This window comes from Helicobacter sp. WB40 (genome assembly GCF_027859275.1).
GTDB lineage: Bacteria > Campylobacterota > Campylobacteria > Campylobacterales > Helicobacteraceae > Helicobacter_D > Helicobacter_D ibis.
Window position 1 is genome coordinate 1 of sequence record NZ_JAQHXS010000010.1, and the last position, 25,693, is coordinate 25,693.

Genomic DNA, 25,693 nt, shown 5'->3' on the forward strand with positions numbered 1-25,693 from the left:
TTAGAGCATTTTGAGTTCTTTGTATATTATCATTTATGGCTTTAGCCATAGAACCAAATTCATCATTAGATGTTATATCTTTACTTAATGAAACATTTTTAGTTTCATGATTAACATACTTAAAAAAATCAAATAATGTATTTTGCAATCTAAATAATCTATCACTTATTCCATATTTAACATAAAAATAAATTATGATTATAACCGCTAATAATATGGCAACAGATACAATTAATATAGTGTATACTAGATCATACAAAGGTTTGGAAACAGAAGTTTCTGGTGCTATTATAACCATGCTCCAATGTTGAGAAGAATTCTCCCATAGATCAAAATTAAAAAGTTGTGCTATGTTCTTTTCTCCAGTACTAGCTGGAACGAATGTAAATATTCCATTTTCTTTATTTTTTTGCATCTCTACTATTTTGCTAGAACTAGGATGAGGATTTACTTCTGATATTATTTTTCCAATAAATTCTGACTTTGGACTTGAGGCAATTAAACCATTGTCTGCTATCAATAATCTTTGGTCATTTTTATACAAAGATTTTGAAGGGTGATTTAACTCATCTCTTAGTAAATCTATTCTAACAACAACACCTACAAATCCTATTACTTTGTCTTTGTTATCAAAAAGTGGTACTGTTACTGTATAACCAACTACTGTATCGCCAGAAATGCGTATATCTCTTGGGGTTCCAGCACTTTCTTGCTTATCTTGTAAAGCTCTCTTGGCAGAATTCCAATTCAATATAGCAGGTTCTGCATTTACAGCTTTCACTCCACCTTTAGAAGTAGGGTTAGCATCTGAAAGAACCATAATAAAATCACCATTTTTTGTATAATAAAGTGGATTGCCATCAGAGTATTTATTTCTATCAACCATATGTATGTAACCATAAGAAGTCCAAGAGTTAGTATCTAACACATTTTCTAAGAACATTCTTAAATCTTCAATATCGACTTTACCGTGGAGTTGATACATTCCTTTTACATTGCCTTGTAATGAAATTAGACCAGAATAAACATTTTGCGAAATAGCTTGTATTCCATTTGCATACCTATTGCTAGCCGAATTTAGCAATTTTTCAGCTTCTAATTCTAATGTATTCGAAGTTCTAAAGATAACAAATCCAACTAATATGGAAATACCAAAAATTATAGATAAGCTAACTATGGCTATAATTTTTGTGCCCAAACTAAAATTCCTAAACATTAGTAATCCTTTCTAAAAAAAAATAAAAAATTTACTAAAAAACTTTAACTATTGTGTATCTTGAATATTATGATTTACATCAATAACACAATGAATTGTAAAGGAAAATATTTACAATAATAAAATATTTTTCGATAAACATTATACTATAAATAAAAACTATTTTTTATTTTTTAGGATAAAATTACACAGGTGTAGCGAGTGGTTGCTTTTTATAAAGAGGAAAGTCCGAGCTGCTTTGGGATAAGATTCCATTTAACAAATGGCTAGAGCAATCTAAGGGAAAGTGCAACAGAAATTAAACCGCTATTTAGCATATTTAGCAAGGGTGAAATGGTAAGGTAAGAGCTTACCGGAAGTGTAGTAATACATCTTTGTCAGTGCAAACCCAATCTGCAGCAAGAAGGATATGGTTAAAATCCCAAATTTTAGAATCCTTCGCTAGATTTTTATTGTGAGATAAAAACAAGACAAATAACCACAAAAACAGAACTCGGCTTATAGCTACACCTAATTTTATTTTATTAGGAATGTTATGAAAATGCAAAGTGTCCAATTATCTCATGGTAGTGGTGGAGTAGAGTCTCAAAAACTTATAAACGATATTTTCTATAAACATTTGCAAGACTTGGTTATATGTGGTGGAGAAGATGCTGGAGTGTTTGAAACTAATTCAAAACTTGCAGTTAGCACAGATGGATATACAATATCTCCTATATTTTTTGAAGGTGGCGATATAGGTAAATTATCTATTTATGGTAGCTGTAATGATGTATCAATGATGGGTGCAAAGCCACAATATATAACAGCTAGCTTTATGATTGAAGAAGGTTTCTTGTTTGAAGAGTTAGAGAAAATTGTAATATCTTTTTCTGCTGCAATTAAAGAATGCAATGTTAAATTAATTTCGGGCGATACAAAAGTGTTGCCAAAAGGCACAATAGATAAGATGTTTATAACTACTACTGCTATTGGTGAGATTGTATATCCAAATTTAAGTGCTTTCTCACTGCAGAGTGATTGCTCAATTATTGTAAGTGGAACAATAGGAGATCATGGAGCAGTTATATTCTCAAAAAGAGAAGAAATAGAAATAAATTCCAATTTACAAAGCGATTGTGCATTCTTATATCCAATGCTCGAATCTTTATTTACAGAAAATATAAACATTTATGCGCTAAGAGATTCCACTAGGGGTGGAATAGCTAGTGTACTAAATGAATGGGCAAACTCCTCAAATGTAGGTATAGAAATTAATGAGGAAAAATTACCTATAAAAAATGAAGTAAGAGGCATATGTGAAATGCTAGGTTTTGAAGCATACAATCTTGCTAATGAAGGTATGTGTGTGTTATGCGTAAGTAAAAAAGATGAATTAAAAACACTAGAGATTCTAAGAAATAGTAAGTTGGGACAAAATGCGCAAATCATAGGACAAACAACTAATGAAAACAAAAAACAAGTGATATTTAAAACTTCGTATGGTGCAAGAAGATATTTAGAATATCCAAGCGGAGAACTATTGCCTAGAATTTGCTAGGGTATAAACTGGTAAAAAATAAGGTTGCTAGAGCCCAAAAGCTTCTCCAAGCAAGATGATTGCTTGGAGAATTATAGACCCAAAAGTTCTGCTACCCTCTTGCCGTAATTTTCATCTGCTTTTTTAAAATGCTCTAGTTGGCGCTTTTGTATTTCTACTGGCACACCCTCCATTGCTTCTTTGATGTTTTGGCATAGTGCTTCTTTTTGCTCTGCGTTCATAAGGCGATATAAATCCCCTGCTTGCACATAATAATCATCTTCGTATTCTCTGTGATTATATTTCATCATCACATCACCCTCTTTTATGTGCAATGGTGGCTCAATAGCATTTAAATCTTCACTATAGTCATTATAGTAGCTTGGGTTATAGTTTCTCTCTCCACCAAATTTACCCATTTGCATATAACCATCTCTATGTGTCGTAGATACAGGAGCTATACTTGCATTTACTGGGAGCTGAGAGTGATTAATTCCAAGTCTATATCTTTGTGTATCACCATAACTAAATAATCTTCCTTGGAGCATTTTATCAGGGCTATATCCAACTCCCGGCACTATATTTGCAGGATTGAATGCTGATTGTTCTACCTCTGCAAAATAGTTTTCTGGATTTTTGTTAAGCTCTAAGATACCAACTTCAATTAATGGATAATCTTTATGGCTCCATACTTTTGTAAGATCAAATGGGTTAAATCTGTAAGTTTCTGCGTCTTTTTCAGGCATTATTTGCACACAGAATCTCCACTTTGGAAAATTACCTTTTTCTATGTTTTCAAAGAGATCTTTTTGATGAGATTCTCTATCTTGTGCTATTATTTCTTCTGCTTCTTTATTTGTTAGATTGTGGATTCCTTGCATACTCTTAAAGTGGAATTTAACCCAAAATCGCTCATTTTTAGCATTTAAAAAGCTATAAGTATGGCTCCCAAATCCGTGCATTTCTCTATAACTTCTTGGAATTCCTCTATCACTCATTAAAATTGTTACTTGATGCAAAGATTCTGGGTGCAAACTCCAAAAATCCCATGCAGCAGTAGCACTTCTTAGGTTTGTTTTTGGATCTCGTTTTTGTGTATGGATAAAATCAGGGAATTTAATAGCGTCTTTTATAAAGAATACCGGAGTATTATTTCCTACTATATCCCAATTTCCCTCTTCTGTATAGAGTTTAAGCGCAAATCCTCGCACATCTCTCTCCGCATCAGCTGCACCTCTCTCGCCTGCCACAGTTGAGAATCTTAAAAATGCTTTTGTCTTTTTTCCTACTGTTTCAAAAATCTTAGCTTTTGAATATTGCGTAATGTCATTTGTGATTGTTAGTTCCCCATAAGCTGCACTTCCTTTAGCATGAACCACACGCTCTGGAATTCTTTCTCTATCAAAATGTGCTAACTTTTCTAGTAGCCAAGTATCTTGAAGAAGTGTAGGACCTCTTTTTCCTGCTGTGATTGAATTTTGGTTGTCACCTATTGGCGTGCCTGTTGCGGTTGTAAGTTTTTTACTCATAGTATATCCTTAAATAATAAATTATTATTAAGCGATAATTATTACTATTTTTTACTTAAAGAAAAATTTTATTAATAACAAATCATTCAAAACTTATTTGCATAGTAATTTTAATCCCATTTTTTGCATAAAACTCATCTTCTTATTACTATGTTTTAGCAATAGAGTGGCTATTTCTTTTCTTCTAAAAATAATCGCACAATTAAGTGGAGTAAGCCCCATACCATTATCAGAACCTACATCAGCACCATATTCTATTAGTAGTTTCGCCATATCATAATAACCTTTAAAACAAACTCCAGCAAGAGGAGTTTGATTTTTATCATTTCTTTTATCAACCTCCGCTCCACACTCTAATAATAGCTTTGCACATTCAATGGAATTGTTGTAAGCTGCTAACATTAACAGCGTATTTCCTTTATGATTTGATAAATTTACATTTAATCCAGAATCTAAAAGTATTTTTAAAGATTCAATATCATTGTTTCTTGCAAAATCAAAGGAGCTTTGGAGTAGTTCTTCTAACTTTTTTTCTTCTTCTAGTGTCAATTTCATATTATTCCTTTAAAATCAAGCATTATTTAGAGTTGATTATACAAAAATGCTATTAATAAATTTGGATTTTAATATTTTTTTTATTATCTGTATAATTTTTTTTGTAAAATATCCGATATGAAAGCTATACAGCTTATATAGACAATAAGGAGATTGCTATGGAAGTAAAACAGACAAATGTTCAAAGTGGAATAAATATTGCTAGTGCTTCAAATAACTATGATAATACTAGTAGTGCTAAAACTTCGAATCTTAAAGCTCAACAAACGGAGTTGGAAGAGCTAAAAGAAAAGCAAGATATTGAAGAGCAAAAGAAAAAATTAAATGAATTAGCTCAACAGCTAAATAAAGAGCTAAATCCTTTAAACACTAATGTTACATTTAGCTTTAATGAAGATATAGAAGGCTTGTATGTAACAGTTAGTGAGAGAGATACAAATAGAGTAATAAGAAAAATACCAAGCGACGAAGCTATGGAACTAATGGCAAAAATGAAAGAAGTCGTTGGTATGATTTTTGACAAACAAGCTTAATACTAGGAGGACATTATGGCATTAGGTTCATTAGCTTCATTGGGTGTTGGTAGTGGTGTTTTAACTTGGGATACCATAAATCAAATGAAAGAATTAGATATAAAAAACCAACTAACACCGATTCAAACAAAGTTACAAAGCAATCTACAACAACAAACAGAGCTTACTTCTTTAATGTCACTTATGAGCTCTCTAAATTCAAACTTTAGGGCATTGTCTGATTACAGCACATTCCAAAAAAGACAAGCAAGTGTTGAAGGAAGTGGTGTTAAAGCTACTGCTGGAGAAGGATTAGCTGTCCAAGATATAAAGCTTAATGTATCGCAACTAGCACAAAATGATGTAAATCAAGTTGGCTTGAAATTCAAAGAAAGAGATAGTGTTTTTAGTAATGATAATACCACTATAAATTTCTATCACAATGGTACAGAATACAATATAGATGTAAAGGCGGGAGCTACTTTAAGCGATGTTGCACAAAGCATTACTGATGCAACTGGCGGAGAAGTTCTAGGTGTCATTATGAAAACTGGCGGAGATGAGCCATATCAACTAATGATACAATCAAAAAACACTGGTAAAGACAACAAGATATACTTTGGAACAACTCTAGAAGGCGCAGCAATGCCCGGAGGACATATCAAAAGCGGTAATTTAAAAATAGAAATTGGCGGACATACATTAGATATAGATATGTCTCAAATAAATAGTAAGCTAGGTAATACTTCTGAACAAAATGCAAGTGCGGTTATGGAAGCAATAAACAAAGAGCTTGAAAAGCCAGACAATTCTGAACTAAAGAAAAAGATAGACAGTGGCGAAATTACTATTGATTTAAATAAAGATGGCAAAGGACTCATGTTAAATGATGCTAAAGGCGGGCCTATTAAAATTACCACAGAAAATATCAAGGTGCAAAGTGCAGAAGGTGTTAGCGATACTGATACCGACCTTGGTTTCTCTAAAAAAGAAGCTGGAAGTAGAGATTTGGTTGTTGGTTCTCCTGTTAGCACAAACACTGGTTTAAGTGGTGTATTTACTCTAAATGGAGAAAAGTTTGATTTAGGTGAGATATTAAAAGATTCAAATGGAAAGGATAATGCACAAAAAATTGCAGATGCAATAAATGCAAAGACAGACAGCACAAAGATAAAAGCAGAAGTAAGAGATGGGAAGCTTGTGCTAAATTCCACAGATGGAAGCTCGATTCGTGTAGCTGCTGAAGGTGCTGATGATGATGCAAAGTCAAAAGTATTATCGTCAATTGGATTAAGCAGTGGTAACTATACTTCATCTCAAAGTTTTCTAGAAAAAATGGATATAACAAGTATCCAAAATGCACAAAATGCTATCTTTACATATAATGGTATAAAGGTAGAAAGAGATAAAAATGTGGTTGATGATGTAATATCTGGTCTTACACTTGAGCTTACAAATGTAACAAAAGAAGACGAAGAAGTAACAGTTAGAATCTCAAGAGATGATAAGGCAGTTTTAGATGAAGCAAAGGCATTTGTAGAGAATTACAATGCTTTAATACTAAAGATTCAAGAGCTAACTAAATATGATGAAGAGACAAAGGTAGCTGGAGTATTTAATGGTAATAGCGAAGTAAGAAGTATTACAAGGGAACTAAATTCTCTTATAAACTCTACTGATGCCGATAAAAATAGTCTTGTGAAATTTGGTATTACAATGAATGAAAATGGGACTTTATCTATAGATTCTAGCAAGTTTGAGACTGCTTTTAAAGAAGATCCCGATAAAGCAATAGAATTCTTTAGAGGTGGAACTGTTAAAGTAAATGGTGTAGACACAGAAAAAGAAGGTGTATTTACAAAGCTAAAAAGCACTATGGATTCGTTAATTAGTGGCAGTAATTCTACCTTAAAGATTTTAGAGCAAAACTTAATAAATGAGCAAAAATCATTACGAGAGGATCTAACTTCTACACAAGCATATATAGATAGTAGATATGAAATTATGGCTGCTAAGTGGTCTGTATATGATACGATGATAGCTAAGACAAATCAAGCAGGAAATGCAGTAGCAAATATGATAAATCAAATGAATAATAGTAACTAGGATAAAAAATGAATGGTGCAGCTTATAACTCATATCAACAAAATTCTGTTGCAGTTGAATCTCCAGCCAGATTGGTTGAAATGCTATATGAAGGGATTTTGAGATTCTCTTCAATGGCTAAGAGATGCATAGATTCTGGCGATATAGAGAAAAAAATCTATTATATAAATCGAACTACTGACATTTTTGTAGAATTACTAAATTCACTAGATTATGAAAAAGGTGGTCAGGTAGCACATTATTTAACTGGGCTATATACACATCAAATAAAGTTATTAACCCAAGCAAATATGGAAAACAATAAAGAGAAAATAGACATAGTAATTAAAGTTACCAAAGGGTTATTGGAAGCTTGGAAGGAAGTAAATCATGAATTGGCTCAATGAATTAAAAGTAGCATTTTTAAATAAAAATGACAATAAAATTAATGAATTGTTAGATAATTTGCCAACTCTTAAAACTAGAGATGAAATGTTTGAGGCGTTGGCTATATTTGAAGAAATAACCAGCTATGCAAAAGAAGAAAAAAATAAGCTAACTAATGAAATGAGAAAGCTTAAACAAACCAAACAATTCTTACCAAAACAAGAAACTTCTCATAGGCTTAATATCTCTTTTTGATAAGCTATAATAAAATATATCTTTTTTAAAAAGGTATATTATGCAATGGAAACCACTTGACATACAAGATAGAGACATTATAAATGAATTTATAAACACCAAAGAGATTTTGGTGTCTGATATTAACTTTACAAATTTTTATCTGTGGCATTATTCTAGGCATATAAGCTATTGTATATTAAATGATTGCTTGGTTATAAAGACGCAATATCCAAATCAAACTCCATTTATATTCTATCCTATACACAAAAAAAACAACAAAGAAAAAATCAAAAAAACAATCTTAGAATTAATAGAAATATGCCATGCAAAAGGTTTTGTGTTTTCCATACATTCTTTAAGCAATGTTGATAAAGAGGAGTTAGAATCTATTCTTCCAAATACTTTTTCATACACTTTTAGAGAGGATAGAAGCGATTATATTTACTCAATAGAGGAGCTAATAGAACTAAAAGGAAAGAAATTTCATAAGAAAAAAACTCATATAAATAGATTCAACGAAAGATACAACTTTACATACGAAGATATAAATTCAAGCAATAAAGATGAAGTAATTGAAGTGTATAAAAATTGGTTTGGCAAGATAAGCGATACAGCAAGCGATGGATTAAAGAATGAATACATAGGAATAATAGAATCTCTAAAAGAAATGGAAATTCTTAAATTTACAGGTGGAATCTTGCGTGTAGATGGAGAAATCATTGCTTTTAGTTTCGCTGAAGTATTAAATAAAGATACAATAGTAGTTCATATAGAAAAGGCAAATATAGACTATCAAGGTGCATATCAAGCAATAAACAGAGAGTTTTTAGCCAATAAATGGAGTAATTACAAATTCGTAAATAGAGAAGAAGATTTGGGGATTGAAGGCTTAAGAAAAGCCAAGCAATCATATAACCCTCTCTATTTGCAAGAAAAATTTGATGCTGTGCTAAAGGTATAATATGGGATATTTCATTGATTTTAAAGATAACTTCAAAGATACATTATTGTTTTGGATTGAAAAATACACATATAGCAAACTAAATAGTCTATCAAATCATCAAGTAAATAATAAAAATGAAATATCAAAAGTGATGAATATCTTTAGAAATGGTATAAAAGACATAGAAACTCTATCTTTAGCATGCAAGAAATGTCGCAATGTTGGCATAATTGGAATTAATACTTATATAAATCCCCTAATAAAGTTATATGATTATTTATTGGTCATAGAATTAGAAAGCATGAAAGATATAGATGAGGAATTACTAAAAGAATTTCTAACAATACATACAAGCTCACTATCTGATGCTTCTAAGAAAAATCACAGAATGGCACTTATAAATTTTTTTTCATTCATAGATAAACAAAATAGCGACGATAATGGCAATTCTCACACATTTAAAATCGAGCTTAAAAACTGGAATGGGCTAAGAGGAAAGAGCGGAAACAAACTACCTGCATACATGAATGAAAGTGAAATAAAAAGATTTATAGATAGCATTAATACTTTTAGTTTCAAGCATAAATATAGCAATAGCAGAAATAGACTTATTTTAAAAATCATAATATACACAGGGATTCGTGTCGGAGAAGCCTTGAATCTAAAACCAAAAGACATCATGCCAGAAAATGACAATATTCTTAAAATAATAGTAAGAGGCAAAGGAAACAAACAAAGAATGGTTCTAATAAAAAAAGAACATATATACAATGACTTAAAAGAGTGGTTAGAACTAAGAAATGATGAGAGTGAATTTCTATTTTGCAACAACAAAGGTCAAAAAATTACACAAGCATTTGTAAGTAGAATTGTAGAGACCATTTTAATGTCAAGCGGTATAAGAAAGGACAAAAATGGAGCACATATGCTAAGACATTCCTTTGCTACACTTCTGTATCAAAAAAGCCAAGATCTAATTTTAGTTCAAGAAGCACTAGGACATGCAAGTTTAGAAACTTCAAGAATCTACACTCACTTTGATGTAAATAAATTAAAAGCAACAACAGAAATAATCTAAAAATTATTTCTTAAGTCCTATTGCCTCTTGCATTAACTGATCTGCAGTTGAGATAGCTTTAGAGCTCATCTGATAACCTCTTTGATAAACTATTAGATCCGTTAATGCTGTCCCAGTATCTACATTACTTGTCTCTAGCATATGATCCATTACTTTTCCGTATTTTAAATTTGCGTAGCCATTTTCATTCCATGCCATAAGTGGTGGTCCGCTAACTACAATCGTCTGTCCATTTCTTATAGTTACATTCATCTCAAATAAATTACCACCAACCTTGCTTAATCCTTGATCATTTACAAAGGCGGCAAGTCCAAATCTACCTATAGGTTCATTTTTACCATTGGTAAAATTTACAATAATCACACCATCATCATTTATAATTATATCTTTCATAAGCCCAGCTTCAGTACCATCTTGCCACTCAGCTTTAATAGCTGAATCTGTATATGCGTGATTTGTTGTTGGTTTGCCATCTGCTTGTGTTAGATCCACATTTATAGTCCCTTCTAAAAATGGTATGTCAAAAGCAGGTGCAGTAGGTCTTCCTTCAGCATCAAAAGTGATTTCACTAGTATGAACTTCATCACTTATCATAACCTTGCCTTCCATATCATAAATAGCAGTCTTAACTTCCCATCTCTCTGGTATTGGAGGCACAGCTTCTTTATCTCCCTGCTCTACTAGCACAAATTCATTTTTTAAAATAAATTTCTCACCAGTATCGCTAAAAATCTCTGTATTTGATGTATATGAAGGCACATTTAGGCTTGTGCTACTAATAGAATTTCCATTTATAGCTCTCCAACCATTCTTATCCTCACTAGGATTCGTAGAACCAGCACCATTTATTTTTTTATATAGCACACCATTGTGTAAAACATAGCTATTTTCATCATAGCTCTTCCCCTCTTCATAAGCAGGAATTTCACCTCTTACACTCTCGCCTACTGCTTCCCAGCCTTGTGCATCTTCATTTGGTGGGAGAGGATTACCTTCTTCATCTACTCCTAATTCTGCTGCAGTTCTTTTATAGATTGTTCCATCTATTACTATTAAATCATTTTCTTTATATTCTTTGTCTTTATCATAATTAGGCACAGCACTTGAATCAACAAGACTCCACCCACCCTCATCTTCTAATGGATTACCAGTACTTACCCCATCTCCATTTTTTTGAAAAATCATTCCATTATATTTTACATATTCTCCATCTTTGTATTCTTTGCCTTCGCCAAAGCTTTCAATAGAATTTGCAAATGATGAGTTTAAGTCCTTATCTTTAGCGCTAATTCCAAGTTTGTCTGCCAACTTCCCACTAATGTCAATTTCCATATCTTGCATACTATTATTTGTAATATATAGCGAACAATCAACAGGATTTCCCTCATCGTTTAACTTTAGTCCAACATCAAGTCCGGTTTTTTCTTTTATTTTATCAATTAGCTCACCTACAGTCTTAAATCCATTCTCACCAGTATCGCCATAGATAAATTCATGTGTTGTTACCTTACCATCTTGCTCTATTGATATTTTTATATCTTTGAAGTTTTTAGCATCTATTGGCTTTCCGCTTCCATCCATAAAAATACCAAAATCAGAATCTCTAAACTTTTGCATATCAAAGTTTCCATCTTTATCTTTGAATGCTGAAGTAATAGGTTTTGGATTTTTTGTCCTATTTAAATTCACTGCCAAATCAACTTCAGTAGTAAGAGTTGGTCTATAATATAAGTCTTTTGGGATTCTTAGTGGTTCTAAGTTTGACCCAGCAAGTCCTGCATAATCTTGTGCTGGATTATTTGTGCCTGTTAATGCACCATCTTCACCTATTTTTCCTAAGTTTATACCATACATGTATAATCCACTAGAATTTACCAAATACCCTTCAGCATCAAGGCTAAAAGAACCATCTCTTGTAAAGTAATTTTGTTGGTTTTGATAGTTTGGATTCTTTACATCAAATGTACCATTTTTGTTTGTTCCAACTACAAACCAACCTTTTCCACTATATGCTACATTAAACTGACCGTCAGCACTAACATAAGAGCCATCATTTGAGTTAATTGGATTTGCACCAACTGTTGTTCCGTAGTTGTAATCATTTGATATTGGTGAATTTGCATTTATATAATCCAAGCTAGTAGCAAACAAACTCTTAAATTCTGGTGAATTTGCTCTAAAACCAGTCGTATTAACATTTGCAATATTGTTTGATGTTACATCAATACCAAATTGATGTGTTTTTATACCACTTATACCGCTATATAGTGATCCAATCATAGTGTCTCCTTATGTGCTAGACTATTCTTCTTTTTTTGTCAGTAGACGAATCTCCTCCACTTCCAGTTCCACCACCACTTTCATCTGGTTTTGGCAAGTCCGGCAAATCAACTCCTTCGCCTGTTTTTTTATAGTATGAAGTAACATATATAATAGGCACGGTTAGTTTATCTCCAAGCTTCACATAGGGTACCCCACCTTCAAATAAAATACTTTGCACCTCTCCTCTTCCAAGTTGGGTTTCTTTGTATTTATTTGTTTTATCATCTAGATTATATTCAGCCCTTACATTATAATCTCCATTACCTACATAAGCTCCACTACTATTTGTAGTATCCCATTTAAACTCCACATAGCCAGACTTACCTGCATATATATAATTTCCTTCTTCATCTTTTGCGGCAAGGTCAATTTCTTTTATAACATTATTGTCTTTATCTGTAATAGTTATTTTTGGAGAACCTTTAGTTGGATCTATTGGCTCATCAAAGTATAGTTCAAATTCAATTTCTTCATTTTTTTCAACCTTTAATGCTGTAAATGGAGTTTCTGCTATATTTCCTATCATACCAACTGTGTTATAGCCACCTATAATTGAGCTATCTTGGATACTTCCTGCTAAGATCCCCATTGTCTCTAGCATTTTTTGTTGAGTCTCTATCAGCTTGTTTTGAGCTTCGATGGTTTTTTCATTTGTCTCTTGCATAGATTTCATAGCTGAAGTCATCTCTTCCATGGCTTCTTTCATTTTTGTTTGAGATTCAACTTGCGTTAGCTGTGCTGTTTGAGTTAGGATATCTTGTGTCTCCATTGGTGCAGTTGGATCTTGGTTTTTTAGTTGCTCTAAAAATAGTCTCATAAAGGCTTCATTATCTAGCTCATTTTTGTTTCCACTAGTTGGCTTATCTGGAAATGGATCTACTATGCCACCGCTTCCAGTATTTCCTCCACTGCCTGTTCCACCACCAGAGCTTGTTCCACCACCGCTTCCAGTGCTTCCTCCAGATCCAGTATTTCCTCCACTGCCTGTTCCACCACCAGAGCTTGTTCCACCACCGCTTCCAGTGCTTCCTCCAGAGCTTGTTCCATTACCTGAACTTGTGCCACCACCACTAGATGAATCATCTCTAGTTATTTTATCGCTTAGAGGACTAGCCTGAAACGCATTTGTTGCATATGGGTTGTAACCATAAAGTGAATTATTAACACCAGAAATTGCCATGATAAATCCTTACGCATAATATGAAAAGCTTAAATCCATGCTAGAGACTTCTAAGCTAGATTCTTCTGCTTCTTTGTATGCTTGTAAGCCATTTTCGTTCCTCTTTTGCTCATCTTCCCTATTTTGTGGGTTTTGATGATGTTGGTGTGGATTTGAATCTCCAAATCCACCAAATAAAGAATTGCCTTCTATATCCTTAAAATCAAGCACAACATCATTGAATCCCAAATTACTAAGCTCTTTTTTGAACTCTTCTTTGTTTTGCATAAACATTTTTAGTGCTTGAGGATTCGAGCTTATTTGGACGCTTATATTATCTCCCCTTTTAGTAATTGTAAGCTCTACACTTCCAAGTCTCTCTGGGTTTAGCTCCAATGATATTTTTGTAATTGGTGGCTTGTATTGTTGCAATGCTTCTTTTAGTTTATCACCAAAATTTAAAAATGTATTTTTGATTGCAAAATTATCTTGCTTTTGAGATTGTATATTTCCTTGATAGCTTTCATTGCTTACTTTTTCTTTGTCTTTTGGTTTTTCTTTTTCTTTATTTTGGCTTACTACCTCTTCTTGTGGTTTTGCTTTAGATTCGGTTTTTAATAAATTATTTAAAAAATCATCAGCTTCTTTTGTATCCTTATTTACTTCTTTAAATGATGTAGGATTAATTATTTCTTCTTTTATTATATTTGTTAGGCGAATGTCTTGTTGGCTATTTGTGCTTACTTTGCCTTCATCTTTTCTTATGTCATTTTTTATCTTTTTACTAACCACATTATCACTCTTTATATCTGCTTTTACTTCACCTTTTATCTCTGTGCCAACTTGCTTTATATCTACTTTTTTATCTTTTATTTCTTTATTGTTTTGCATGTTTTGAAATTCTAAATTTACTTGTTTTTCTATCTTGTTATTTACCTCTTTTGTTTCTACTTTATTCTTTTCTGCTTCTTTTGTTTCTGTAATCTTTGCTTCTTTTGTATCCTTATTTTTTATTTCTTGTATTTCTGTATTTTTTGCTGTAACTTTTTCAGTTTTGATTTCTTCTTTTATTTCATTTGCTATATTTTTATTGGTTTTCTTAGAATCTGTTTCCTTGCTGATTTGTGGATTATTTGGCTTTACTTCTTTTTCATTTTTTATTTCTATGTTTTCTAGCTTAGTTTCTTTATTTTGTGGCTTTGTATTATCTTTGTTTTCTTTTATATCTTTAATATCAAGAATTTTAGGCTTTTCTTCTAGGATAATTTCTTGTTTGATTTCTTTTTTTGTTTCGGGTTTTTTGGAATCTTTATTGTTAGATTTTGTTATTAGCTCTTTGTCATTAAGTATGCTATTTAGTATATTTGTTTCTTTTTTGGATTCTTGTGTGATTTTAGAATCTTTAATTATTGCTATGCTACTTTGTTTTAGAGTTATGTTTTTTTCTACTGATTCTTGTAATAAATCATGCTTGATCTCTCTTTTTGCGCCTTTGCTTTCTGTGGATATTTTTATATCAGCCTTTTTTACATTTAGCTTCAATTTATTTGCTTCATCTACTACATCTTTGATTGTGCGTTTAGATTCGAGGCTAGTTTGCTTTGTGAATTCTAAAAGCTCCTTTTCGTTTTTTGGCAGTATTATTTCTTTATCTTTATGTTGTATTTTAGGTACTTCTTTTGTATTTGTTATATTTTTAATTTTTGATTCAAGCTCATTTTGAATGTTGGAATCTTTTTTGTTCTTTGTTTTATCTAATATTGTTTTATCTAGTTTTATTTCTATTTCATTGTCTTTAATTTCTTTATCATCATTTTTTGACTTTTTGTCTTTGCTTAGATCTTTTTTGTCTGATACATCTTCTTTTATGGTTGTTTTTTTATCTTTTTTTGATGATTTTTTATTTGTTTTATCATCAGATTCGTTAATTGTTGTATGCAATATACTAGAAAAACTCTCGCCTTCTACTTCTTGTGTTTCATTAGTGTTTTTGCTTAATAATTTATTAGGTTTTTGTGTTTTTTCTATATCTAATAATGGAAACATATAAGCCTCTTTGATAATTAAAACTATTCACCAAAAAGCAAATATCATTCCTAAAATATTCTAAAAATTTTTTAATTGTATTAATTGTAGAATTCCGAACATTTTTTAGAAAAATCCTCAAGGAAAATTATGCAAAACATTAGAAATATCGCAGTAATAGCACATGTCGATCATGGCAAAACAACTCTTGTAGATGGTCTATTGCGTCAATCAGGCACATTTGCAAGCCATGAGCAAGTTGATGAAAGAGTTATGGATAGCAATGATATAGAAAAAGAAAGAGGTATTACAATTCTCTCTAAAAACACAGCTATAAAATACAAAGATACAAAAATAAACATAATAGACACCCCCGGACACGCTGATTTTGGTGGTGAAGTTGAGAGGGTGTTAAAAATGGTAGATGGCGTTTTGCTTTTAGTTGATGCACAAGAAGGAGTTATGCCACAGACTAAATTTGTGGTTAAAAAAGCTCTAGGACTTGGGATTAAGCCAATTGTTGTTGTAAATAAAATAGACAAACCAGCAGCACAACCAGATAGGGTTGTAGATGAAGTATTTGATCTCTTTGCTGCTATGGACGCTAATGAAGAACAACTAGATTTTCCAGTTGTATATGCAGCAGCAAGAGATGGATATGCGATTAAAAACTTAGATGATGAAAAGAAAAATCTCGAACCATTATTTGATGCCATTTTAGAGCATGTGCCACTTCCAAGCGGAGAATCTACAAACCCACTTCAAATTCAAATTTTTACACTAGATTATGATAATTATGTTGGAAAAATCGGAATTGCTAGAATCTTTAATGGCAAGATAAAAAAAGGCGAAAATGTAATGCTTGCTAAAAGTAATGGAGAAAAAGTTACAGGCAAAATTACAAAACTAATAGGATTTTATGGACTAGCAAGAACAGAAATTAATGAAGCACAAGCTGGAGATATAGTTGCTTTAGCGGGATTCCATTCTATAAATGTTGGAGATTCAATAGTTGATCCAAATAATCCTATCCCACTAGATCCTATGCACCTAGAAGAACCTACTATGAGTGTTAATTTTGCGGTTAATGATTCTCCTTTTGCAGGAACAGAAGGCAAGCATGTAACGGCAAACAAGCTAAAAGAAAGATTAGAAAAAGAAATGCAAACAAATATTGCTATGAAAATAGAAGAGCTTGGAGAAGGTAAATTTAAAGTAAGCGGTAGAGGTGAATTGCAAATTACAATCCTAGCAGAAAATCTAAGAAGGGAAGATTTTGAATTTAGTATCTCAAGACCTGAAGTAATTGTAAAAGAAATAGATGGACAAAAATGCGAACCTTTTGAAATGCTAGTAATAGATACTCCACAAGATTATTCTGGTAGTGTAATTGAAAAGCTAGGCAGAAGAAAGGCAGAACTAAAAGCCATGAATCCTATGGGTGAAGGATATACAAGATTAGAGTTTGAAATTCCAGCTAGAGGATTAATTGGATATAGAAGCGAGTTTTTAACAGATACTAAAGGTGAAGGGATTATGAATAATAGCTTTTTAGAATTCCGTCCATTTAGTGGTAATGTAGAGACTAGAAACAATGGAGCATTAATCTCTATGGAAAATGGAGAAGCTACGCCATTTTCACTAGGAAATATACAAGAAAGAGGAGTATTATTTATACCACCACAAACAAAAGTATATGTAGGTATGATTATAGGAGAACACTCAAGAGAAAATGACTTAGATGTAAATCCAGTAAAAGCAAAACACCTAACTAACATGCGTGCAAGTGGAAGCGATGATGCAATAAAGCTAACTCCACCTAGGGATTTGAATTTAGAGAGAGCATTAGAATGGATAGAAGAAGATGAGATATTAGAAGTAACTCCAAAAAATATAAGAATAAGAAAAAAAGTGCTTGATCCAACGCAAAGAAAAAGAAAGAATAAATAAGGGAGGGCTTGTTATGCTTATGGTAATAAAGAGGGATGGTAGAATAGAGCCATTAGATATAACAAAAATACAAAAATATACAAAAGATTCTGTAGTTGGCTTAGAAGGTGTCTCACAAAGTGAATTAGAAGTTGATGCAAAGTTACAATTTAGAGATAAAATAACTACAGAAGAGATTCAACAAACATTAACAAAAACTGCTGTAGATAAAATAGATGTAGATGCACCAAACTGGACTTTTGTTGCTGCTAGATTATTTCTGTATGATTTATACCATAGGGTAAATGGCTTTAATGGATATAAGCATTTAAAAGAATACCTAGAGCTAGGCGAGAGAGAAAATAGAATAATAAAAGGCATGAAAGAAAAATTCAACCTTGATAGATTAAATCTAAAAATAGATTCAAAAAGAGATTTGCAATTTACATATCTAGGAATAAAAACTCTATATGATAGATATTTATTAAAGGATAAAACAGGAAAACCAATTGAGTTACCTCAACATATGTTTATGGGCATTGCTATGTTTTTAGCACAAAATGAAAAAGATCCTAACTACTGGGCAGAGCAGTTTTATGATATGCTATCAAAATTTGAAGCAATGGCAGCTACACCAACTCTATCAAATGCTAGAACCCCAAGACATCAGCTAAGCTCATGCTATGTAGGAAGTACACCTGATAATATTGAAGGGATTTTTGATTCATATAAAGAAATGGCGCTATTGAGTAAATATGGCGGTGGAATTGGCTGGGATTTTTCTAAGATTAGAGGTTTAGGAAGCTTTATTGATGGACATAAAAACGCAGCAGGCGGAGTTATACCATTTTTAAAAATTACAAATGATATAGCAATAGCAGTAGATCAGCTTGGTACTAGAAAAGGTGCTATTGCAGTGTATTTGGAACCTTGGCATAGTGATATTTTCGATTTTGTTGATATTAAGAAAAATAGTGGCGAAGAAAGAAGGAGAACACACGATTTATTCCCTGCACTATGGATTCCTGATTTATTTATGAAAAGAGTTGCAGAAGACGGTTTGTGGAACTTGTTTGATGCTCTTATTTGTTCTGATTTGACAGATTTACACGGGGAGGCGTTTGAAGCAAGATACAAAGAATATGAAAATGATCCAAATATCCCAAAAGAAACAATAAAAGCAAAAGAATTATGGAAAAAGATTCTAACTAGCTACTTTGAAGTCGGATCTCCATTTTTATGCTTTAAAGATAATGCCAATAGAACAAATCCAAACTATCATTCAGGGATTATTAGAAGCTCGAATCTTTGCACAGAAATCTTTCAAAATACAGAACCTAATGAATGCTTTATAAGAGTTGAGTTTGAAGATGGCACATTTATAGACTATCCAGAAAATATGGAAATTAAACTTGATTGTGGAAATACAAAATCATCAAATAAAATAAGCTCAACAGATAGCATAAATGGCAAGAGAGTATTCATAGCCCAAAGAGAATCAAAAGATGGCAGAAGTGCGGTGTGTAATCTAGCGTCTATAAACCTATCAAAAATACACACAAAAGAAGACTTAGAAAGAGTAATACCAATAGCAGTAAGAATGCTAGATAATGTTATTGATTTAAACTTCTATCCAAACAGAAAAGTAAAAACAACAAACCTAAATAATCGTGCAATAGGTCTTGGAATCATGGGTGAAGCACAAATGTTAGCAGAAAACAAAATTGAATGGGGAAGCCAAAAGCACCTAGAGACAATAGATGAGATAATGGAGATAATAAGCTACAACACAATTAATGCTAGTTGCAATCTAGCAAAAGAAAAGGGTGTTTATAATGACTTTACTGGCTCTTTATGGTCTCAAGGGATCTTCCCAATAGATAAAGCCAATATAGAAGCCAAAAAGCTGGTCGATAGAGGTGGATTATTTGGGTTTGTGTATGACTGGGAATCTTTAAGAGAAGAAGTAAAAACTCATGGAATTAGAAATGGATACTTAATGGCTATTGCACCTACTAGCTCTATTTCTATCCTAGTTGGCACAACTCAAACTATCGAGCCTATCTATAAGAGAAAGTGGTTTGAAGAAAACTTGAGTGGTCTTATTCCGGTTGTTGCACCTAATTTAAGCTTAGATAATTGGAACTACTATACTTCAGCATATGATATAGATCAAACACTAATCATAAAAGCAGCAGCAATCAGACAAAAATGGGTGGACCAAGGACAAAGCACAAATATATTTATAACGATAGATAAAGCAAGTGGAAGATATCTCAATGAAATATATACACTAGCATGGAAGTTAGGGCTAAAATCCACATATTATCTGAGATCTCAAAGCATGGATTCTGAAAGTCAAACAATGGATAGAAGTATAGAGTGCGAGGGTTGTCAATAAGTGTTTTTACTTGATACATCGATTATTTTAGATGATATTAATAATCTAGCTTTAATAAATGGAGATATTTTTATCTCCAGCGTAACTCTACATGAGCTAGATTCCAAAAAAGAACTAAACAATCAAATCGGATACTTTGCAAGAGAATTTTTTAGAAGGCTAAATTACATTAATGAATCTGCAAATATATCACCTATAAATTCAGATAAGATACATGTTTTTTACTTTGATTACGAAAATAAGCAAATAAAGATTCAAATAATAAATAGAGAAACTTTTGCTACAAATAATTTAAGCTATGGTTTAAATGATGCAAGAATCCTAGAAATCGCAAAAGATTACAAATTAGAATTACTAACTAATGACATTTCATTAAAGATACAAGCCTTAGGCAGTGGAGTATCTGCTAACCCTCTAAGCAATAATAATACAGAATCTTTGCATGATTTAAATTTTTTTCATAGCTTTAAAATACACAAAAACAACACAAAAGAACATATAGAAAAAGATAATGATTTTTGCTGCCTAAAAAACTGGTCTTTAATAGAAATAAAAGAGCAAGACAATACAGAATCATCTCTATATGATACAGGCAAGATTCGATATGGGTTAAAGATTAATAATGAGTTTTGCGAAATTGATTTTGATTTAATATCTAAAGAAAAGTTATATATAAATCCTATAAATTTAGAACAAAGATTCCTATACTCTCTACTCACTCATAAAAACAACAAAATAACAATATGCAGTGGTGCTACTGGAAGCGGGAAAACCCTAATGGCTTTGCAAGCTGGTATTAGCCTCTTTAAACAAGGGATAGTGGATGGAATAGTATATATGAGAAACACAATTACTGCAAATGATAAAGAAGCTGAATTGGGTTTTAGAAAAGGTGATGAACATCAAAAGTTAAGCTATTTTATGTATCCACTCTTTAGTGCCATAAACTTTATGATAACAAAAATGCAAAAAGAATCTCTAGCAAAAAAAATAGAATATAGAGGTGAAGCTAATAGTATCTTTAGCAAAGAAGCCACAGAATATTTTTTACAAAAACACAATATAGAAGTGCTAGATATTGCTCATGCAAGAGGGATTAGCATAGCAAAGAAATTTGTAATTTTTGATGAATCTCAAAATGCTTCAAATGCAACAATCAAGCTTATAGGGACTAGAATGGCTGAAGATTCTAGGATTGTATTTTTAGGAGATATAAACCAAATAGACCACCCATATTTAAACAAATATCACAATGGATTAACCACCCTACTACAAAAGGCTAAGTGTGATAATTTTATAGCTGGGATAGTATTGAAGCATACTATCCGTAGCGAAATTGCAGGTTGGTTTGAAGATAATTTATAAATTACTTAGCGTTCAAAAACTCTGAAACTTCAAGTAATATAAATTCATTATCATCTGTTTTGTTTGATTCTCTACTTGAAGAATATGGAAAATTATTGTCATTTGCTACTACTATATGTTTGCTATCAACTATATCTACTCCCTCTATAGTCTCAAATGGAAAAACAAATCTCCCATTTACAAGCAGTTTTTTAGACACTCTATCATTATCATTAATATTTAGCAGATCTATATATCCTATTTTTTTAGCTTCACCATTTTCTAGCTTTACTTTATAGATTCTCTTAAACTTAGCAACATTATTAAAACAATTTGCAGTGTTTTTACCTATACATTGCTTATCTGCTACACCCTCTTTTCCATCTCGCTCTATTATTAGCCCATATTGCTTATCAATCATATTAAAATCACCTATAGAATGACTTTTGTCTTCTAGGAAATATTTATAAGTCTTATTTGTGTATTTCTTGCTTTTTGTGTCAAATTCTATGATTCTTAAAAACTCTTTTCCATTTACAGATTCATAAGAATCTCCATTATAAATACCTCCCTCTAGCAATAAATAAAGCTTATCACCATAACTTGCCATAGCTTCAAATCCCCTAGAGCGCTTAATGTTAAACTCCATATTTTTACCCTCTGGCAGGTCTGCAAATTTAAGCTTAGGATTATCTGGGCTTAATAACTCCTTATTATTAACATATACTTCAAAAACTTCCTTTAAAGTGCCACTTCTATCAAAATGCAATAAAAATGGACCAAACTCATCTCCAACCCAAAAATCACCACCAATCATCTGAAAGCTCTCTAAATCAAAATCAGCACCACTTAAATACCTCTCTTTGGTTGCTTCAGTTGTGATTGGATATTTATATTTTTTGTTTTTATCATTAAAAAATATAGTCTCAACTAACTTATAACTTGAATCTTTAAAGTCAAGCTTGAAATTATGCATATAAAGCATTGCATCATATGAGTTATGCTTTTTTCCAAGCCCATTATCTGTTAATACAAAATAACTATCGGTATTTTTGTCATACTTAATACCACTATGACCTTGTATTGGTTGATTGTTAAATGGCAGATAATAATCAGTCTCCCTATTTCCTTTAGATACAAAAGACGCTATTTTTTCCTCTCTTGTGAAATTTGCAAACTTGCCATATGTGTTAAAAAACTCTGGTGCATCTTTTGGCGGCTTTATATAAGCTTTTGAATCTATTGTTATATGACCTTTTAAATTTGCTTCATATTCTCTAGCTAATACTAAAGTGCTAAATAATGTAGCACACAACACTATCTTTTTCATCATTGTCCTTTATAATAATTTTAAAATAGATTGTAAATTGTGTTTGTAAAATAAGGTTAAAGATAATGAAAAATTATCTCAAAGTAGCTTTTTTGACTTCACTACAACTTCTAAAGAAGCATGTAAATCCTCTAAGATTAGTGTATTATTTACCTCGATGTCTTTTAGGCTTTCTATGCTTTTATTATTTATTTTTGCATATACATAACCTTTTTTTTGAATGTTGCTTGGATTTTTAGAATCTAGCATTGCCTTTAGGGATTCTAGTTTGTATGATAATGTTGATATTTTTAATTTAAGCATTCCATTTAGCTCTTGAATACTTGGTAGACTTCTCTCTAATTTGCCTACTTTATGAGCAATTTTTAAACCAAGCATGGTCTTTAGTGTGTTTATTTTTTGATACTGCTTTTCTATATATTTATCCAAAGAATAAGCATTTAGTCGTATTAAATAAGTATCTAAATCTTTTTGTTTATTATTTATTAAATTTACAAAATGCCTATTAAATCTAGTTGCTATAGAATCTAGATTCATCATAACTTCACTAATATCAGGCATTATCATAGAGATTGCAGCAGATGGCGTTGGTGCCCTTAGAGATGCTACATAGTCGCTTAATACATAATCTGGCTCATGTCCTATTGCAGAGATAATTGGAGTTTTAGCATTAAATATAGCCTCAACTACTTCTCTTTCATTAAAAGCCCATAAATCCTCAATAGAACCACCACCTCTAGCAAGGATAATGCAGTCAGCCTCTAGGCTATCAGCAATAGATATATTCTTGGCTATGCTACATTTTGCATCTTCGCCCTGCACCTTTGTGTTTATTAAAATAAATTTAGCCCCAAATCCTCTTTTAAGTGCTACCATTTTCATATCATTTATTACATCGCCAGTTTTTGAGGTTAGTAAAATTATTTTTCTAGGATATTTTGGAATCTTCTTTTTATTATCAAAATATCCCTTTTTTTGATATTCATCTTTTAGTTTTAAAAACTCTTCTTGTAAGTTACCAACGCCATGCGTTTGAGCACTCTGACAATTAATCTGATACTCGCCCCTTGGGGAATATACACCAAGAGAGCCACATACAACAATTCTATTGCCATCTTTTATTTGAAATTTAAGCCTAATAGCATTGCTTTTAAACATAACACACTTAATAGTCGAATCTTTATCTTTTAGCGTGAAATAAACATGTCCACTTGTGTGATATACGCAATTACTAACTTCACCACACACGCTTACATAATAAAAACTCTCTTCAAATATAGCCTTAATTTGCTCATTTAATTCACTTACGCTAAGGATTTTCATACCTACTCTACTAGCATTATTGCTAAATTCGCACTTATTTGTTGTCCTTCTTTAGCGTATATTTCTTTCACTTCGCCACCTATTGTTGCAAGTATTTGATTTTCCATCTTCATAGCTTCTACTATTGCTACTACATCGCCTTCTTTTATTTTATCGCCAACTTTTACTTTGATTTTTGTTAGATTCCCCGGCATGTGAGATATTATATGTCCTCTTAGGTGTGCTTGAGGCAATGAATCTTTTCTATTTGGTGTCTCTATTTTATCTTCATTTTCATTTTCTATTATTACTTCTTTTAGCTCTCCATCGATTCTTACAAAAAACGACCTAAGTGCTTGATCTTTTGCACCACTCCCCTCAACTTTTACACTATATGTCTCTCCATGCATATTTATTCTAAACTCTCTTGGCATTGGCGCATTATCACTTTGAAATGTAGTTAGTGCCTCTGGGGCTAGTCTATTTTCATTTCTCTCTACTAAAAATGTCTTTGCAATATTTCCAAACATAGCATATGAGATGACATCAGTAGGAGACTTTGCAAAATCCTTAGATTCTGCAATAGCCTTTTGTAGCTCATCATTTAGAGTATCAGCAGGCCTAGTTGATATTATGCTAGAAGATTCAACTTTTTCTAGTAATTCTTTAGAAATTGGAGCTGGAGTTTTGCCATATAGTCCTCTTATTAGGTTTTGAGATTCAGTAGTTAGTGTTTTATATTTTGTTTGTGTTAGGACATTTAGCACTGCTTGAGTTCCAACTATCTGACTTGAAGGGGTAACTAATGGAGGATAGCCAAAATCCCTCCTCACACTAGGAATCTCTTCTAATACCTCGTCCATCTTATCAAGTGCATTTTGTTCCCTTAGTTGATTTGCCATATTAGATATCATACCACCGGGTATTTGATTTATGAGAACTCTAGTGTCAATTTGATTGTATTCTGATTCAAACTTTTTATATTTTCTTCTATTTTTCTTTAGAATCTCTGCTGCCTTCTCCATTGGCTTTAAGTCTAATTTACTATCCCATTTTGTATTTCTCAATGTAGCTACCATTGATTGAGTACATGGGTGACTTGTTCCTTCAGCAAAAGAAGAATTAGCAAGATCAACAATATCAACCCCCGCTTCAATAGCTCTAATATGACTAGCAAAAGCAAATCCGGCAGTGGAATGCGTATGAAGTGCTAGAGGCAAATTTATCTCTTCTTTTATAGCTTTTACTAGCTCATATGCGACATTTGGCTCTAATAATCCAGCCATGTCCTTAATAGCAAGTGAATCGCAACCTATTTTTTCTAATTCTTTACCAAATTCAACAAATCCTTTAATGTTATGAACAGGTGAAGTTGTGTAGCATATAGCACCTTGTGCGTGTTTGTTTTGTTTCTTTATTTCCTCTACACTTTTTTTGATGTTTCTTATATCATTTAACGCATCAAAAACCCTAAAAATATCTACACCATGCTGGGCACTAAGCCTTATAAACTCACATACAACATCATCTGCATAGTGTCTATATCCTATTAGATTCTGCCCTCTTAGTAGCATTTGTATTGGAGTTATTTTAAAGATTTCTTTTAAAGTGGATAATCTCTCAAACGGATCTTCTTTTAAATATCTCAAGCAAGTATCATAAGTAGCACCACCCCACACTTCTACACTATGAAAGCCAACCTCTTCAAAGTGTTTTGCTGCTTCAATCATATCTTCCAATCTTAAACGAGTAGCTATTAGTGATTGATTTCCATCTCTTAGGCTATTTTCTGTTATTTTTATCATCTGCACCCCTCATTT

The 25,693-nt window shown here is 32.1% G+C and carries 19 protein-coding genes and 1 other RNA gene; 11 read left to right on the forward strand and 9 right to left on the reverse strand.

What is annotated here, in order from left to right; all coding sequences use genetic code 11:
- Positions 1–1,216, reverse strand: a 1,216-nt coding sequence (locus tag PF022_RS07510; protein ID WP_271023389.1) for a PDC sensor domain-containing protein, incomplete at its 3' end; no start/stop codon positions are given.
- Between the two features lie 189 nt (positions 1,217–1,405).
- On the opposite strand from PF022_RS07510, the gene rnpB reads away from it, so the two are divergent.
- Positions 1,406–1,733, forward strand: an RNA gene (gene rnpB / locus PF022_RS07515) — RNase P RNA component class A.
- An 18-nt stretch (positions 1,734–1,751) separates the two neighbouring features.
- Positions 1,752–2,756 (forward strand): hydrogenase expression/formation protein HypE, encoded by a 1,005-nt coding sequence (hypE, locus tag PF022_RS07520; RefSeq protein WP_271023391.1) that lies wholly within the window; start codon positions 1,752–1,754, stop codon positions 2,754–2,756.
- A 71-nt stretch (positions 2,757–2,827) separates the two neighbouring features.
- On the opposite strand, the gene PF022_RS07525 is transcribed toward hypE, so the two are convergent.
- Positions 2,828–4,264, reverse strand: coding sequence for a catalase (locus PF022_RS07525; protein ID WP_271023393.1), 1,437 nt, complete (start codon positions 4,262–4,264; stop codon positions 2,828–2,830).
- A gap of 93 nt (positions 4,265–4,357) precedes the next feature.
- A complete protein-coding gene (locus tag PF022_RS07530) occupies positions 4,358–4,819 on the reverse strand; it encodes an ankyrin repeat domain-containing protein (protein WP_271023394.1) in 462 nt (153 codons plus the stop codon).
- Positions 4,820–4,977: 158 nt separating this feature from the next.
- On the opposite strand from PF022_RS07530, the gene PF022_RS07535 reads away from it, so the two are divergent.
- From PF022_RS07535 to PF022_RS07560, 6 genes are read left to right on the forward strand one after another with little or no spacing between them, the layout of a single operon-like run.
- Positions 4,978–5,352 (forward strand): FlaG family protein, encoded by a 375-nt coding sequence (locus PF022_RS07535; protein ID WP_271021010.1) that lies wholly within the window; start codon positions 4,978–4,980, stop codon positions 5,350–5,352.
- Positions 5,353–5,367: 15 nt separating this feature from the next.
- The gene (gene fliD, locus PF022_RS07540; protein ID WP_271023396.1) at positions 5,368–7,437 is read left to right on the forward strand and encodes a flagellar filament capping protein FliD; all 2,070 of its coding nucleotides are present in this window, start codon (positions 5,368–5,370) and stop codon (positions 7,435–7,437) included.
- A gap of 8 nt (positions 7,438–7,445) precedes the next feature.
- Entirely contained in the window at positions 7,446–7,823 is a 378-nt protein-coding gene (gene fliS, locus PF022_RS07545; protein WP_271021012.1) for a flagellar export chaperone FliS, read from the forward strand.
- A complete protein-coding gene (locus PF022_RS07550; RefSeq protein WP_271023397.1) occupies positions 7,807–8,058 on the forward strand; it encodes a hypothetical protein in 252 nt (83 codons plus the stop codon). Before fliS ends, PF022_RS07550 begins: the two co-directional genes overlap by 17 nt.
- A gap of 40 nt (positions 8,059–8,098) precedes the next feature.
- Complete coding sequence (locus PF022_RS07555) at positions 8,099–9,001, forward strand: DUF2156 domain-containing protein (protein ID WP_271023399.1); 903 nt, start codon at positions 8,099–8,101, stop codon at positions 8,999–9,001.
- A 1-nt stretch (position 9,002) separates the two neighbouring features.
- Entirely contained in the window at positions 9,003–10,061 is a 1,059-nt protein-coding gene (locus PF022_RS07560; RefSeq protein WP_271023400.1) for a tyrosine-type recombinase/integrase, read from the forward strand.
- Between the two features lie 3 nt (positions 10,062–10,064).
- Here PF022_RS07560 and PF022_RS07565 read toward each other — a convergent pair whose 3' ends face one another.
- Genes PF022_RS07565 through PF022_RS07575 form a run of 3 tightly spaced genes read right to left on the reverse strand, consistent with a single transcriptional unit; the run spans position 10,065 to position 15,588 of the window.
- Positions 10,065–12,341: a flagellar hook-basal body complex protein gene (locus tag PF022_RS07565; protein ID WP_271023401.1), complete on the reverse strand. Its 2,277-nt coding sequence runs from the start codon at positions 12,339–12,341 to the stop codon at positions 10,065–10,067.
- A gap of 16 nt (positions 12,342–12,357) precedes the next feature.
- Complete coding sequence (gene flgD, locus PF022_RS07570; protein WP_271021017.1) at positions 12,358–13,563, reverse strand: flagellar hook assembly protein FlgD; 1,206 nt, start codon at positions 13,561–13,563, stop codon at positions 12,358–12,360.
- 9 nt (positions 13,564–13,572) lie between these two features.
- Complete coding sequence (locus PF022_RS07575) at positions 13,573–15,588, reverse strand: flagellar hook-length control protein FliK (RefSeq protein ID WP_271021018.1); 2,016 nt, start codon at positions 15,586–15,588, stop codon at positions 13,573–13,575.
- A gap of 129 nt (positions 15,589–15,717) precedes the next feature.
- On the opposite strand from PF022_RS07575, the gene typA reads away from it, so the two are divergent.
- Genes typA through PF022_RS07590 form a run of 3 tightly spaced genes read left to right on the forward strand, consistent with a single transcriptional unit; the run spans position 15,718 to position 21,262 of the window.
- Positions 15,718–17,517, forward strand: coding sequence for a translational GTPase TypA (gene typA / locus PF022_RS07580; RefSeq protein ID WP_271021019.1), 1,800 nt, complete (start codon positions 15,718–15,720; stop codon positions 17,515–17,517).
- 13 nt (positions 17,518–17,530) lie between these two features.
- Positions 17,531–19,897 (forward strand): ribonucleoside-diphosphate reductase subunit alpha, encoded by a 2,367-nt coding sequence (locus PF022_RS07585; protein WP_271023403.1) that lies wholly within the window; start codon positions 17,531–17,533, stop codon positions 19,895–19,897.
- Positions 19,898–21,262, forward strand: a complete 1,365-nt coding sequence (locus PF022_RS07590; RefSeq protein ID WP_271021021.1) for a PhoH family protein — start codon at positions 19,898–19,900, stop codon at positions 21,260–21,262.
- A gap of 1 nt (position 21,263) precedes the next feature.
- On the opposite strand, the gene PF022_RS07595 is transcribed toward PF022_RS07590, so the two are convergent.
- From PF022_RS07595 to PF022_RS07605, 3 genes are all read right to left on the reverse strand, one after another.
- Positions 21,264–22,571, reverse strand: coding sequence for an esterase-like activity of phytase family protein (locus tag PF022_RS07595; protein WP_271021022.1), 1,308 nt, complete (start codon positions 22,569–22,571; stop codon positions 21,264–21,266).
- Positions 22,572–22,649: 78 nt separating this feature from the next.
- Complete coding sequence (gene xseA / locus PF022_RS07600) at positions 22,650–23,894, reverse strand: exodeoxyribonuclease VII large subunit (RefSeq protein ID WP_271023404.1); 1,245 nt, start codon at positions 23,892–23,894, stop codon at positions 22,650–22,652.
- 2 nt (positions 23,895–23,896) lie between these two features.
- Entirely contained in the window at positions 23,897–25,678 is a 1,782-nt protein-coding gene (locus tag PF022_RS07605; RefSeq protein ID WP_271021024.1) for a pyruvate/oxaloacetate carboxyltransferase, read from the reverse strand.
- Between the last annotated feature and the right edge of the window lie 15 nt (positions 25,679–25,693).

Excerpts from the sequence above, each read along its gene's own strand:
- fliD (WP_271023396.1), top strand. The coding sequence starts at position 5,368 with ATGGCATTAGGTTCATTAGCTTCATTGGGTGTTGGTAGTGGTGTTTTA.
- PF022_RS07565 (WP_271023401.1), bottom strand. The coding sequence starts at position 12,341 with ATGATTGGATCACTATATAGCGGTATAAGTGGTATAAAAACACATCAA.
- PF022_RS07530 (WP_271023394.1), bottom strand. The coding sequence starts at position 4,819 with ATGAAATTGACACTAGAAGAAGAAAAAAAGTTAGAAGAACTACTCCAA.
- PF022_RS07585 (WP_271023403.1), top strand. The coding sequence starts at position 17,531 with ATGCTTATGGTAATAAAGAGGGATGGTAGAATAGAGCCATTAGATATA.
- PF022_RS07535 (WP_271021010.1), top strand. The coding sequence starts at position 4,978 with ATGGAAGTAAAACAGACAAATGTTCAAAGTGGAATAAATATTGCTAGT.
- PF022_RS07555 (WP_271023399.1), top strand. The coding sequence starts at position 8,099 with ATGCAATGGAAACCACTTGACATACAAGATAGAGACATTATAAATGAA.
- flgD (WP_271021017.1), bottom strand. The coding sequence starts at position 13,563 with ATGGCAATTTCTGGTGTTAATAATTCACTTTATGGTTACAACCCATAT.
- fliS (WP_271021012.1), top strand. The coding sequence starts at position 7,446 with ATGAATGGTGCAGCTTATAACTCATATCAACAAAATTCTGTTGCAGTT.
- PF022_RS07525 (WP_271023393.1), bottom strand. The coding sequence starts at position 4,264 with ATGAGTAAAAAACTTACAACCGCAACAGGCACGCCAATAGGTGACAAC.
- typA (WP_271021019.1), top strand. The coding sequence starts at position 15,718 with ATGCAAAACATTAGAAATATCGCAGTAATAGCACATGTCGATCATGGC.
- PF022_RS07595 (WP_271021022.1), bottom strand. The coding sequence starts at position 22,571 with ATGAAAAAGATAGTGTTGTGTGCTACATTATTTAGCACTTTAGTATTA.
- PF022_RS07550 (WP_271023397.1), top strand. The coding sequence starts at position 7,807 with ATGAATTGGCTCAATGAATTAAAAGTAGCATTTTTAAATAAAAATGAC.
- PF022_RS07560 (WP_271023400.1), top strand. The coding sequence starts at position 9,003 with ATGGGATATTTCATTGATTTTAAAGATAACTTCAAAGATACATTATTG.
- xseA (WP_271023404.1), bottom strand. The coding sequence starts at position 23,894 with ATGAAAATCCTTAGCGTAAGTGAATTAAATGAGCAAATTAAGGCTATA.
- hypE (WP_271023391.1), top strand. The coding sequence starts at position 1,752 with ATGAAAATGCAAAGTGTCCAATTATCTCATGGTAGTGGTGGAGTAGAG.
- PF022_RS07575 (WP_271021018.1), bottom strand. The coding sequence starts at position 15,588 with ATGTTTCCATTATTAGATATAGAAAAAACACAAAAACCTAATAAATTA.
- PF022_RS07605 (WP_271021024.1), bottom strand. The coding sequence starts at position 25,678 with ATGATAAAAATAACAGAAAATAGCCTAAGAGATGGAAATCAATCACTA.